Source organism: Faecalibacterium prausnitzii (genome assembly GCF_049532945.1).
In the GTDB taxonomy this organism is placed as follows: Bacteria; Bacillota; Clostridia; order Oscillospirales; family Ruminococcaceae; genus Faecalibacterium; species Faecalibacterium prausnitzii_N.
This window is the reverse complement of record NZ_CP186691.1, coordinates 2031722-2045036: the sequence shown is the minus strand read 5'-3', so window position 1 is coordinate 2045036 and position 13315 is coordinate 2031722. Positions and strand designations below refer to the sequence as shown.

At 57.5% G+C, this 13315-nt stretch carries 11 protein-coding genes and 1 pseudogene; 1 reads left to right on the top strand and 11 read right to left on the bottom strand.

The genetic code is table 11. From position 1 onward, the window contains the following. Positions 1–16: 16 nt before the first annotated feature. Positions 17–796 carry an FAD binding domain-containing protein gene (locus ACNQFG_RS10060; RefSeq protein ID WP_423404797.1) on the bottom strand — a complete coding sequence of 260 codons (780 nt, stop codon included), beginning with the start codon at positions 794–796 and terminating at the stop codon, positions 17–19. Positions 797–940: 144 nt separating this feature from the next. Here ACNQFG_RS10060 and ACNQFG_RS10055 point away from each other — a divergent pair, with 144 nt between their 5' ends. Continuing rightward, the gene (locus ACNQFG_RS10055; protein WP_423404796.1) at positions 941–1582 is read left to right on the top strand and encodes a nucleotidyltransferase family protein; all 642 of its coding nucleotides are present in this window, start codon (positions 941–943) and stop codon (positions 1580–1582) included. 9 nt (positions 1583–1591) lie between these two features. Here ACNQFG_RS10055 and ACNQFG_RS10050 read toward each other — a convergent pair whose 3' ends face one another. The 10 genes and pseudogenes from ACNQFG_RS10050 to coaD all read right to left on the bottom strand — a co-directional run bounded on the left by ACNQFG_RS10050 (position 1592) and on the right by coaD (position 12923). Further along, a complete protein-coding gene (locus ACNQFG_RS10050; RefSeq protein ID WP_423404795.1) occupies positions 1592–2992 on the bottom strand; it encodes a uracil-xanthine permease family protein in 1401 nt (466 codons plus the stop codon). 170 nt (positions 2993–3162) lie between these two features. Beyond that, complete coding sequence (locus ACNQFG_RS10045; protein ID WP_423404794.1) at positions 3163–4683, bottom strand: DUF3794 and LysM peptidoglycan-binding domain-containing protein; 1521 nt, start codon at positions 4681–4683, stop codon at positions 3163–3165. Between the two features lie 122 nt (positions 4684–4805). Continuing rightward, entirely contained in the window at positions 4806–5924 is a 1119-nt protein-coding gene (locus tag ACNQFG_RS10040) for a CAP domain-containing protein (protein ID WP_423404793.1), read from the bottom strand. Between the two features lie 162 nt (positions 5925–6086). Continuing rightward, positions 6087–7181 carry an acryloyl-CoA reductase electron transfer subunit beta gene (acrA, locus tag ACNQFG_RS10035; RefSeq protein ID WP_423404792.1) on the bottom strand — a complete coding sequence of 365 codons (1095 nt, stop codon included), beginning with the start codon at positions 7179–7181 and terminating at the stop codon, positions 6087–6089. Between the two features lie 21 nt (positions 7182–7202). Further along, positions 7203–7997, bottom strand: coding sequence for an acryloyl-CoA reductase electron transfer subunit gamma (gene acrB / locus ACNQFG_RS10030; RefSeq protein WP_005940175.1), 795 nt, complete (start codon positions 7995–7997; stop codon positions 7203–7205). 17 nt (positions 7998–8014) lie between these two features. After that, positions 8015–9190, bottom strand: coding sequence for an acyl-CoA dehydrogenase family protein (locus ACNQFG_RS10025; protein WP_005940174.1), 1176 nt, complete (start codon positions 9188–9190; stop codon positions 8015–8017). A 104-nt stretch (positions 9191–9294) separates the two neighbouring features. Then, positions 9295–10167 carry a 3-hydroxyacyl-CoA dehydrogenase family protein gene (locus ACNQFG_RS10020; protein ID WP_005940172.1) on the bottom strand — a complete coding sequence of 291 codons (873 nt, stop codon included), beginning with the start codon at positions 10165–10167 and terminating at the stop codon, positions 9295–9297. Positions 10168–10209: 42 nt separating this feature from the next. Beyond that, a complete protein-coding gene (locus ACNQFG_RS10015; protein ID WP_097774828.1) occupies positions 10210–10995 on the bottom strand; it encodes an enoyl-CoA hydratase-related protein in 786 nt (261 codons plus the stop codon). Positions 10996–11117: 122 nt separating this feature from the next. Beyond that, positions 11118–12337 (bottom strand): annotated as a pseudogene (locus tag ACNQFG_RS10010) (acetyl-CoA C-acetyltransferase). Between the two features lie 79 nt (positions 12338–12416). Further along, positions 12417–12923 (bottom strand): pantetheine-phosphate adenylyltransferase, encoded by a 507-nt coding sequence (gene coaD / locus ACNQFG_RS10005; protein ID WP_044953444.1) that lies wholly within the window; start codon positions 12921–12923, stop codon positions 12417–12419. Positions 12924–13315: the final 392 nt, after the last annotated feature.

Genomic DNA, 13315 nt, shown 5'->3' with positions numbered 1-13315 from the left:
CGTGGTCTCCTTTCCGTTACCCTTCCAGCTGGCGGACCGCACGCTTGACCAGAACTCCGGCCAGATGGTTGCGGTATTCGGCGCTGCCGCGCAGATTGCTCTCGGTCTTGATCGCTGCCCGCACTTCTGCGGCAAAGCGGTCTGCCAGCAGCTCCGGCGTCTCGGCCGCGTTGGGCGTCAGGTCAAACCGCACTGCCTTGCCCGGCCGGGCACCGATGGCGAAGCGATAGCCCTCGGCCGTTTTGGCGGCGGCGCAGGTCAGCACCGGGAAATCGGTCTGGCTGTTCCGCACCGACTGGTAACAGAACGCAGCCGGTTCCTTCGGCACGATCACCCGCACGAGGAGATCCCGGTCGTAGGGGCGGGTGGCGTACTCGGCCAGCGGCACGATGCCGCCCTTGTACAGCTCCACCGAGGCGTTCAGTGCCAGGAACAGGGTCAGCACATCCGAGAACCCGAAGCGGCTGTAAATGCTGCCGCCCACGGTGGCAAGGTTGCGCAGCTGCACGCCCACGATATGCCGCACGGACTCCCGCACCGCTCCGTTCGTGTATGCGGCCAGCCCGGCGTCCAGCTCCAGCTGCCGCAGGGTGACCATGGCCCCGATGGAGAACTGCTCCTCCGTCTCCTCTATGGTGTCCAGTTCCAGACCGGACAGGTCGATGGCTGTACCGACATTGATGTTCTCCATTTTGAGCCAGATCATGCCGCCGATGATCCGATTGTTCTTCTTCTGGTTCAGCTGCCACGCTTCTTCCAGACTTTCGGCCTGCTTATATTCTCGGATCGTCATCATACGCAGTACCTCTCTTTTTTGCTGTTTGCTTTTATTTTAACACATTTTTCGCTATAATACCACTAGAATTATCGGTTCCGTCCACCCTGCGCTGCCGCCGTGTTCCCAGGGGAGAAGCGGAACCGTCAACGCGGAGGGATCCACATGTCTGAAACTTCTCATCCGATCGGGTGTGTCATCATGGCGTCCGGGCTGGCCCGGCGGTTTGGCTCCAACAAGCTGCTGGCCGATTTCGGCGGGCGGCCGCTGCTCTGCCGGGCACTGGACGCCACCGATACCCCGCAGCTGGCCTGCCGCATCGTCGTGACGCGGTCAGCAGAGGTGGAAACGCTCTGCCAAACGCTGGGGGTAGCCTGCCTGCGCCACGCACTACCGGGCCGGAACGATACCGTCCGGCTGGGGCTGGAAGCACTGCTCACTCTTCAGCCCGGCCTTGCAGGCTGCATCTTCCTGCCCGGCGACCAGCCCCTGCTGCGGCGGGAGACGGTCGAGGCGCTGGTGTGCGCCTTTGTGGCCGACACCCGGACACAAAAAGAAACAGAGCGGGCAATCTTCCGGCTGGCGTTCCAGGCCGAAAACGACCCGGAACCGCTTGTCGGAAGCCCCGTTCTGTTTGGATGCGGTTATTTTTCCGCCCTGCGCACCTTACCTGAAGGCAAAGGCGGCAGTGTGCTGCTCCGGCGTTACCCGGAGCGGGTCTGCAATGTGTTCACCGCAGACCGTGCAGAGCTTCTGGACGCAGACACGCCGGAGGCCCTGCGGGAACTAAAACAGTTTTTGATCTGAAGAGGAAGCTCAGGCGTTCTCTTCGTCCTTGGGCAGCAGAACGTTGAGCACGATGGCCACGAAGGCTGCGGGGACGATGCCGGACTCGCCGCAGATCAGCTGTAAAGCGTGCGGAGCCTGTGCCAGAATGCCGCTGTTGGCACCCATGCCGTAGCCAACACCCAGAGCCACCGAGACGATGGTAAGCTGACGCGGGGTCATCTTTTCCTTGGTGATGAGCTGGATGCCGCTGACCACGATGGAAGAGAACATCATAACGGCAGCACCGCCCAGAACGGCCTGCGGCATAATGGAGATCAGTGCGCCGAGCTTGGGGATCAGGCCGCACAGGATCAGGAAGATGGCACCGGAGGCCAGAGCCATGCGGTTGACCACTTTGGTCATGGCCACCAGACCCACGTTCTGGCTGAAGGAAGTGTTGGGCAGTACACCGAACAGAGCCGCAAAGGAGGAGCCCAGACCGTCACAGATCACACCGCCGGACAGCTCTTTATCGGTGGGCTCACGATTCACGCCGCCCTCCATGACACCGGAGATATCACCCACGGTCTCAACAGCGGTAACAACGAACATGATCATCACCGGCATAATAGCGCGCATATCAAACACGATCTTGACCGGCATCAGCTTGGGAATGGCAAACCAAGAGGCCTGTGCCACCTTATTCCAGTTGAGCACCCATGCCTTGGTGAACTCCACACCGTCGGCGGTGACACCGGTGGTGGGCAGGATAAAGCCCATGACAAAGGCCGCAACGTAACCGGCCAGAATGCCGATCAGGATCGCGGAAGAGCTGAGGAAGCCCGTGGTCCAGTGCTTGAAGATCAGAATGACCACCAGCACGAAGACGGCCAGCAGCAGGTTCTCCATGGAGCCGAAGTCCTTGGCTGCGTTGCCGCCGCCAAAGGAATTGATGCCCACCGAGATCAGCGAAAGACCGATGGAAAGTACAACCGTACCGGTGACGACCGGCGGGAAGAACTTGCGCAGGGGCTTGAGGAAGAAGCCCAGCACGCTTTCAAAAATGCCACCGATGATGGATGCACCCATAATGGCACCATAGGCCAGCACACCGCCGCCCATGGAAGCCGCGACGCTGTTGAACACGCCGATAAAACCGGAACTGGTGCCCATGATGATGGGCACGCTACCGCCCACGGGGCCGATGGTGAACAGCTGCACCAGTGTGACCACACCGGCCACGAACATGGCACTCTGCAGCAGCGTGACCTGCAGATCTGCGAACTCACCACCCGCAATGCCGCAGGCACTGGTGATGATCAGCAGCGGGGTCAGGTTGCCCACAAACATAGCGCAGACATGCTGCAGACCCAGCGGGATCGCCTGGCGAAGGGGCATCTTGGCTTTGAAGTCGTAAGCCGCCTTCTCCAACTCAATATTCTTGATCATAAACTTCTCCTTTGAACAAACCGGTTTTCAAACGACAGAAATTATTATAACAAAGCCTGTGTCGAATTGGGAGAGGGCTTGTTGTCTTTTTGTTCACTTTTTGTTCATAAGTCATACTTTACCAGAAAAAATGTCCGCACATGAGATACAAGTGCGGACATTTTTAATGGTCATACACCGGGAATCAGAAGCCGCTGTGCTTTTTCGATGGCCGTTGTGCCCTCAGCGAGGTCATTTGCGGCAAGCATCTGCCCCGGCGAAACATGGTAGCGTTTTGCAATGGCAAACAGTGCTTCCCCGGCCTGTGCGTAATAGATGCGGAGGGAGATCTCCGGGTCGGCAGGGGCCAGCTTCTCCCCCAGCGCAATGCTGCCCACGCAGGAAGCCTGCCTGCGGCTGAGGATGGCACCCTCCACCCGGACCGTCACCGAGACATCCAGCGCACCGCCCGTGCAGCTGCATTGCAGATCCTCGACGCTGAGCCAGCACTCCGGATAGAGCGCTGCGGTCTCGGCGGCTTCGGCCGGGATGGGCAGGGCCAGCTCCAGCGGCTTTTCGTAGCTTTCCAGCTCGGCAAGGCTGTTCTCGCCAAACGCCGTCACAAGGATCCGCGTCGCCACCACCCAGCCGGTTTCCTGCCAGACCAGCTGCGCCGGGCCGATGGCCGCAAAGCAGGCCAGGATCTTTGCCCCGGCATCCGGCAGCGGACCGGACCCGGTCAGGGTGGCCGTCTCGTTCAGGGCACAGAGCAGCGCTTCGGTGCGGAGATTCTGCATCACAGGCTCCGTCTCAAACTGCGTCGAGAAGGCATCGGCCACACATTGCAGCTGGTAGGGCCGCCATGCCCGCAGCCGCAGCATCACGGTGGCGCTGAGGGAGCCGGGGGCTTCCCCCTCCCCCTGTGTGGCCGTGAACCCGACCGGCTCGGCCACGCAGAGGCAGCGGCAGTCTTCGCTGAGGCCCTCCACATCCAACACCTGATTGAAGGGAAGGTCCAGGCTCTGGCTCTGCAGGGCGCTTTCCCCTTCTGCCCGCCAGGCGCAGAGAACGTGCAGCGTCCCCTTGGCCACAGCCTTGGCATTCAGGACCTTGAGGTCGTGGAGGGAGGCTGTCCCGGCAATGTCCAGGATGGCGGCAGGCGGCGACGGAAAGGCCAGCTCGCCTTCCACCGTGATGAGCTTGTCGAGCACGGCCGCGCGGCGGACGCCCTCCAGTGTGGTCAGCTGCTGCTCGATGCCGCCGTCGGCCAGCGCCGTGAGCACCTCGGTCTTCTGCTGGGTGTAGACCGACGCCACCAGACCAAAGGCTCCCCGCACCTCAATGCGGCGGGGCGTGACCGAGCGGCAGTTCAGGTATTCGGTCTGGCCCTCCACCTGAGCCGTCCATGCAGTAAAGGCAAACTCCGGCAGTTCCAGCACCTTGTTGAAGGGCAGCTTCTGCTCGGTCTGGCAAAGCCCGGCCCCATCCTCGCCCTGATAAAACACAGTGCAGCGCAGATAGCCTTCCAATGTAAGCCGCCCGGGCTGCAGCTGCTTTTGCAGCACCACCGGTTTTGCAAAGCATTTGACCAGCTTGAACACCGGCGGAAGATAATCTGAAATCAGGATCTCGGTTTCCAGCGGAAGTTCTGCCTTGACGGTGCAGCTCGTGCCTGCCTGCGGCAGCGTATCCCGAAAGATCTTCAGTTCCATGCAGTGTGCTCCTTTCCTGTCCGTTTGGCATGGCACATACCAGACTGTATGCACCGCGGCGGGCAGATATGCGCAAAAAACACCGCCGCACAGCGTTTCCACTGTGCGGCGGTGAAATCTTGTTAATTTGTAAAGATCTGGATCCAATAGTGGCCGTAATCCGTCCCATAACGATAGGCATAGCCAATGCCGATCTGATTGAAATCCTCACGCAGGATGTTGGCGCGATGGCCCGGCGAGTTCATCCAGCCTTCCACAACTTCCGCAGGCGTTTGATACCCCGCCGCCATATTCTCTCCTGTAGCACGCCAAAAGACATTGTATTCCGCAAGGACCGTGCTCCACCTCCGGCCATCCAGGCGGGTATGGGGCGGATTATACCGAACAGCGATCTCATTTGCACGGCGCTGGGCAGCCTTGAGCAGATTTGTGTTGGTCATCGTCAGCTCGTTCAAGCCTGCTTTTTTGCGCTCGATGTTCACCAAACGCAGGACTTCGTTCCGGTAGGCCACTGTATTCGGACTGAGCTGGTCAAGGGAAGCCGTATTTTCTTCGTCTTTGTCATCCGGTGCATCGGTATTTCCGGCGTTATCCGAATCGTTGTTTTCTCCGCTATTGCCCGAACCGTTTGTATTGTCATTCTGATTCGAGTCATCATTTTCATCGGTTCCTGGATCAGGAGTGTTCGACGACTTCTCAAAGTAGAGGTCCCAGTAATAGCCATACTCCGAATCTTTGCTGTAATAGAAACCCACACCCAGTTTGGTATAGCTTTCCCTGAGCAGGTACGAACCACCTTCACTCAAAAGTCCGCTTACAAGACATTCCGGCGTCTGATACCCTGCTGCGACCTGTTCCGTACAATAGTGATACGTAAAATTTCCCGGCAGTTTCTCCGCCAGTTTTTGCGCTTTCTCCGTTAACGCCGCATCGTCGTCCTTCAAAAGTACGATTCCCCGCTCCGCACGAGCCTGATTGATGAGCCGCAGGACTTCTGCACGGTAAGCTTCCAAGTTCGGGTTCGGGTCTTTTACCACGTTATTATTTCCAGTGCAATTTCCCGTTCCATTGGAACCGTTCCCGTTTGGCGTTGTTCCGTTAAACGTTCCGCCCGTCCAATTGCCGGAGCTGTTCCAACCCGGATATACACCGGGATACTCCATCCCGCTGCACGATGTCAACAGACTCAGCGCCAGCGCACCGGCCGCAAGACTGACGAAAAGCGTTTTTGCACGTTTCATTTGAGATTCCTCCTTTTTACAGCGATACCAATTTCATAGTAGCATGATTCTATCCCTCTGTCAAGCAGGAACAGCTGCTGTTTATCCCGCGCAAAAAACACCGCCGCACAGCGTTTCCACTGTGCGGCGGTGTTCCACAAATCAGGATCTCAGAAGATCAAATTATTCAGCGGCCTTTGCTGCCTCGATCTGCTTGATCAGCTCGGGCACGACCTTGAACAGATCGCCCACGATGCCGTAGTCAGCCACGCCGAAGATGGGTGCGCCCTCGTTCTTGTTGACAGCGATGATGCACTCGGAGTCCTGCATACCAGCAGTGTGCTGGATAGCGCCGGAAATGCCCAGAGCAACATAGATCTTGGGGTGCACGGTTTTGCCGGTCTGACCAACCTGATGGTCAGCGGTCATCCAGCCTGCATCGGTGACGGCACGGGAAGCACCCACAACGCCGCCGCCCAGAGCAGCTGCCAGCTGCTCAGCCAGCTCAATGCCCTTCTGGACATCCTTGCTGATGCCGCGGCCGACAGAGACGATCACGTCTGCGCCGATCAGATCGACCAGCTTTTCAGCGGCCTTCTCAACGCTCAGGACCTCGGTCTTGATGTCCTCAGCAGCCAGAGCGAATGCGGGCTTCACGATCTGGCAGGCATCAGCCTTGGCCTGATCGAAGGGAGCCTTCTTCATAACGCCGGGGCGCACGGTGGACATCTGCGGACGGAAGCGGGGGCAGATGATGGTAGCCATCAGATGGCCGCCGAATGCGGGACGGGTCATCTTCAGGTTGCGGTCTTCCATATCGAACTTCTGCTTGGACAGGTCGATGGTGGAGCTCTCCTTCAGGAAATCGATGTACTTTGCAGTGTCGATGTCCAGATGGGTAGCATCAGCGGTCAGGCCGGTGTGCAGACGAGCTGCGCAGCGGGGGCCCAGATCGCGGCCGATGTTGGTTGCACCGATCAGCAGGACTTCGGGCTTGTACTCGTTGACCATGTCGCACACGACCTTAGCGTATGCATCGGTGGTGTAATCCTTCAGCAGGGGGCTGTCGCAGACCATGACCTTATCGGCACCATAGCCACCCAGCTCCTTGGCAATGCCTTCCACGTTGTCGCCCAGCAGCAGACCGGTGACCTCGCAGCCCAGCTCATCAGCCAGCTTGCGGGCCTCGCTCACCAGCTCGAAATCAGTGGGCATCAATGCGCCCTGGCGCTGCTCGCAGAAGACCCATACGCCTTTGTATTCGTTAAAATCAGCCATTGTAATCCTATGCTCCTTTCATCAGATCAGGTGCTTCTTGGCCAGGATACCAGCCAGCTGTGCGGCAGTATCGTCGCCCTTGAGCATGGTGCCTGCGCCCTTCTGCGGAGGAGTGAAGGACTTAAAGACGTTCGTCGGAGAACCCTTCAGACCAATGGTATCGACCTCGATCAGCGGATCGTCCTTCAGTGCGTTGTAATCGAACACTTCCATCGGCTTGTCGTAGCAGGTGAAGATGCCGTTCACGCTCATGTAACGGGGCTGGTTCAGCTCCTTGATGCAGGTCAGCAGGCAGGGAGTCTGCACCTTGACCATCATGTAGCCGTCCTCCAGCATACGCTTCACGGTCAGGGTGTTGCCATCCTTCTGGATGTCAGCCACATAGGTGACCTGAGGCAGGTGCAGCTTCTCAGCGATCTGAGGACCGACCTGAGCGGTATCACCATCAATTGCCTGACGGCCGCAGAACACAACGTCCTCGGGGCCGACACCGATCTTGTTGACGGCAGCAGCCAGGATCTGGCTGGTTGCGAAGGTATCGGAACCGCCGAACTCACGGCCGGAGACCAGAACAGCCTTATCTGCACCGCGGGCCAGCAGCTCACGCAGCATGCCTTCTGCCGGCGGGGGACCCATGGTAACAACAACGACTTCGCAGCCGGTAGCGTCCTTGAGCTTCAGAGCAGCCTCCAGAGCGTTCAGGTCATCAGGGTTGGTGATGGTAGCCATCGAAGCACGGTCCAGAGTGCCATCGGGCTTGACGGACACCTTGCCGGAGGTATCAGGAACCTGCTTTACACAAACAATTGCTTTCATTGTAACTCTTGCCTCCCTTACTTCAGCAGCGCGCCGGAAATGACCATCATCTGCACTTCGCTGGTGCCCTCGTAGATCTCAGTGATCTTGGCATCACGCATCATGCGCTCGATGGGATAGTCACGGGTGTAGCCGTAACCGCCGAACAGCTGCAGGCAGCGGCGGGTCACATCGCTTGCGGTGCGGGCTGCGATCAGCTTTGCCTGAGCAGCCTCGACGCTGTAACGAACCTTCTTGCCGTCCATTGCTTCCTGCTTCTTCAGAGCAGCAGCGTAGACCAGATACTTTGCAGCCTCAACGCGTGCCTTCATCTCAGCCAGCTCGAACTGGGTGTTCTGGAATGCGGAAATGCTGCGGCCGAACTGCTTGCGCTCCTTGACGTAAGCAACGGTCTCTTCCAGAGCGCCCTCGGCAATGCCCAGAGCCTGAGATGCGATACCGATACGGCCGCCGTCCAGAGTAGCCATAGCCAGCTGGAAGCCGCGGCCACGCACACCCAGCATACGGTCAGCAGGGATGCGGCAGTCCTCAAAGATCAGCTCGCAGGTGGAAGAACCGCGGATGCCCATCTTGTCCTCAGCCTTACCGACGGAGAAGCCCGGGTCGGTGCGCTCCACGATAAAGGCGGAGCACTGCTTGGTGGGACGGCCCTTCTTGTCGGGCACGATATCGGTGACAGCAATAACGATAAAGACGTTTGCGTAGCCGGCGTTGGTGATGAAGATCTTGGAACCGTTCAGGATCCAATCACCGGTCTCGGGGTCCTGCTTTGCAAAGGTCTGCTGACCCTGTGCATCGGTGCCGGCACCCGGCTCAGTCAGGCCGAAAGCACCCAGCCACTCACCGCTGCACAGCTTGGGCAGATACTTTGCCTTCTGCTCGGGAGTACCATTTTCATAAATAGGAGCAGCACACAGGCTGGTGTGAGCAGAGACGATGACACCGGTGGTGCCGCAGACCTTGCTCAGCTCTTCCACTGCCATGACGTAGGACAGCACATCGCCGCCTGCACCGCCGACCTCAGTCGGGAAATAAATGCCCATCATGCCGAGCTTGCCCATCTTTTCGACGGTCTCTTTGGGGAAGTACTCTTCCGCATCAACCTTCTTTGCCAGGGGCTTGACTTCGTTCTCAGCAAACTCGCGGTACATTTTCTGTACCATCTGCTGCTGCTTGGACAGAGTAAAATCCATCGCTATATCCTCCTAACGGGTCTTTTTCATTTACCGGAATTGCCCGGTGCAAACAAATTCCTCCCGGCCGCTTTTCCACGGTCGGGAGAAACGTTTATCAGAATTTACAGCTGGTCAACAGGGGTCTTGGTGCGGTCTGCGTTGTAAACGTAGAAGCCCTTGCCGCTCTTGCAGCCCAGGTTGCCGCCACGGACCATCTTACGGATCAGCGGGCAGGCACGGTACTTGCTGTCGCCGGTCTCCTTGTACAGCACATCCATGATGGCCAGGCAGATATCCAGGCCGATGAAGTCGCCCAGCTCCAGGGGACCCATGGGGTGGTTGGCACCCAGCTTCATAGCGGTGTCGATGCCGGCGATATCGGAAACGCCTTCCATCTTGATGAAAGCAGCTTCGTTGATCATGGGGATCAGGATGCGGTTGACGACGAAGCCTGCAGCCTCATTGACCTGAACCGGCTGCTTGCCGATGGCAACAGAGATCTCCTTGATCTTCTCAACGGTCTCAGCGGGAGTGTTGCAGCCTGCGATGACCTCGATCAGCTTCATGCGGTCTGCGGGGTTAAAGAAGTGCATGCCGACCAGCGGACGGCTAACGCCCTTGCCGATCTCGGTGATGGACAGAGAAGAAGTGTTGGAAGCGAAGATGCACTCGGGCTTGCAGATCTTATCCAGCTCGCCGAAGGTGGTCTGCTTGACCTTCATATCCTCAAAAGCAGCCTCAACGACCAGATCGCAGTCAGCGCACAGGTCTTCCTTCAGGCCCGGGGTGATGGCAGCAACGATAGCGTCTGCCTTTTCCTGCGTCATCTTTCCCTTGGCAACCAGCTTCTCGTAGCCCTTCTTGATCTTTGCCAGACCATTCTCGGCCCACTCCTGCTTGATGTCGCACAGAGCAACGGTGTTGCCCTCAACCTGTGCAAATGCCTTTGCGATGCCCTGGCCCATGGTGCCAGCGCCGATAACACCGATCTTCATAGGAAACCTCTCCTTTAATATCAAAAATTATGTAGTGATGGATTAGTTGTTGGTGAACACTGCCTTGGGCTTCGGCTTCTCACGGCTCAGGAAGCAGGCCATGCCTTCCTTCTGGTCGTGGGTCTCGAAGCAGCTGCCGAACAGCTTTTCCTCGACCTCAACAGCCTTCTCGATGGGCAGGCTGATGCCGCCGTTGATTGCCTTCTTGCAGTTGCGTACAGCGATGGGTGCATTCTTTGCGATCTTGCCGGCCAGCTTCAGCACGTTCTCCATCAGTTCAGCCTGAGGATACACAGCGTTCACCAGACCAATGCGCAGAGCCTCGTCCGCCTTGATGTTCAGTGCAGAGTAGACCAGCTGCTTTGCCATACCCATGCCGACCAGACGTGCCAGACGCTGGGTGCCGCCGAAGCCCGGGGTGATGCCCAGACCCACTTCCGGCTGGCCGAACACAGCGTTGTCAGAGCAGATGCGGATGTCGCAGCTCATAGCCAGCTCGTTGCCGCCGCCCAGTGCAAAGCCGTTCACGGCTGCAATAACGGGGATGGGGAAGCTCTCGATCATCAGGAACACATCATTGCCCAGCTTACCGAAGGCCTCGCCCTCTGCCTTGGTCATGGTGCTCATGGAACCGATATCTGCGCCTGCCACGAAGCTCTTGTCGCCTTCGCCGGTCAGAACGATGCAGCGGACAGTCTCCTGATCCACAGCCTCAAAAGCTGCCTTCAGGTCTGCCAGAACTTCGGGGTTCAGGGCATTCAGTGCCTTGGGGCGGTCGATGGTAATGATCTCAACTGCACCCTGCACCTCGGTTTTTACAAATGCCATTGTGAAAACCTCCTATTCAAATCTTATCAATTATCACAAACAGCCCCCGGACGGAGGAAAGGCTCTCCGGTTCCCTTCCCCGTCCGGGTCTGTCATTCAGTCAGGATTCCAAGAGGTGGAGCTTAGTCCATCTCAACGATGGTAGCGCAGCCCATGCCGCCGCCGATGCACAGGGTAGCCAGACCCTTGTGAGCACCACGGTGCTTCATAGCATACAGCAGGGTGACCAGGATACGAGCGCCGGAAGCGCCGACCGGGTGGCCCAGAGCAATTGCGCCGCCGTTGACGTTCACCTTGCTCATATCAAAGTTCAGAGCCTGGCTGACAGCCACAGACTGAGCAGCAAATGCCTCGTTGGCCTCGATCAGATCCATGTCAGCAACAGTCAGGCCGGTCTTTGCCATGACCTTCTTGGTAGCGGCGATGGGGCCCAGGCCCATGACTTCGGGCTCAACGCCTGCCAGAGCACCGGCGACCCAGGTAGCCAGAGGCTTCACGCCCAGCTCCTTAGCCTTCTCCTCGCTCATGATGACCAGAGCAGCAGCGCCGTCATTGATGGCGGAAGAGTTGCCGGCGGTCACGATGCCGTCCTTAGTGAAAGCGGGCTTCAGCTTTGCCAGCACACTTCAGGAGCGCTCAGACGGGGGCCTTCATCAGTATCGAACACGGTGTCGCCCTTCTTGCCCTTGATCACAACGGGAACGATCTCGTCCTTGAAAGCGCCGTCCTTGATAGCCTTGTCAGCCTTCAGCTGGCTGTTGTATGAGAACTCGTCCAGCATCTCACGGGTGATGGGGCTGTAGCCGTACTTCTTCTGATAAGTCTCGTTGGTGCAGACATTCTCAGCGGTCATGCCCATGTGCTTGTTGAAGCCGCAGGCATCCCACAGAGCATCGTTGACCATGGTATCCACGATCTCGCTCTTGCCCATGGGTGCGCCCATGCGGTAGCCGTAACGAGCCTTCTGCAGTGCGAAGGGAGCCATGTCCATGTTCTCCATGCCGCCTGCGACCACGATGTCAGCATCGCCAGCCTCGATCATCTGAGCAGCCATATTGACGCAGTTCAGACCGGAGCCACACACCACGTTGACGGTGACAGCCGGGGTCTCGATGGGCAGACCAGCCTTCAGAGCAGCCTGACGAGCGACATTCTGGCCCAGACCGGCCTGAATGACGCAGCCCATGTAGACATGATCGACCTGCTCGGGAGCGACGTTTGCACGGCTCAGAGCTTCCTTGATGACGATGGAGCCCAGCTCAACTGCGGGAACGTTTGCCAGAGTGCCGCCGAACTTGCCAATAGCGGTACGGCATGCAGATGCGATAACGATCTTTTTCATGTGAATAGCCTCCTGAATTGTGTATGTGTTACTTTTCGTAAGCCATTTTTATCAAAACGCCCGTAAGCGCTTTTACAAATTAGGTCTCGGGGTCTTTTTTCTGCCGGATCAGCGCATACTTTTCGTTGACCGCCTTTTCCACATTGGGTGTGACGAACTTACCGATGTCGCTGCCGTAGTAAGCTGCCTCTTTTACAATGGTGGAAGAAAGGTAGCTCCACTTGATGCTCGTTGCCAGAAACATGGTCTCGATGCCGGGCATCAGTGCGTGATTGGTCTGCGCAAGCTGGATCTCGTTTTCAAAATCCGTCACCGCCCGCAGGCCCCGCACCATCACCGAAGCGTGCCGTTTCTTGGCGAACTCCACGGTCAGGCCGTCGAAGCTCTCCACCGAAACATTCTGGATGCCTTTGCAGCACTCCTTGAGCAGCTCTACGCGCTCCTCCACGGTGAACAGCGGATTCTTTGCGCTGTTGTTGAGCACCGCCACGATCAGATGATCGTTGATCTTTGCTGCGCGCTTGATGATATCGAGATGCCCTTTTGTGACCGGATCGAACGAACCGGGATAAACTGCTGTTGCCATCGTCTGGTGTCCTCCTTGAGCGCTGTGAAAAGCGCGTTCTGGTTCTGCCATGATAGCACTTTCCAGTTCGGGTTGCAAGACGTTGTTTGCAGCGCTGCGTCTCATCGCTATTTTTTTAACGATTCATGACGCACTGCTCCACACCGCCCTGCTACGCTATAAGTAAACCATATCGTCAAAATTTTATCAAGTCCTTTTTCGAAAAATTTTGTTTTTATCAGACCAAAGAATTCGGTTGAATCGCTAAGAATTTTAGTCATATTGCCATCCAGCCACTTTTTTGCCCCGATTTGCTCCGAAAGTATTGATTCCTTCCTTTGTTAATGTTATAACTAAGTTATCGGGTTGTAAGAATTTACAATTCCTTTATGTTATTATAGGAGAGGATGGTT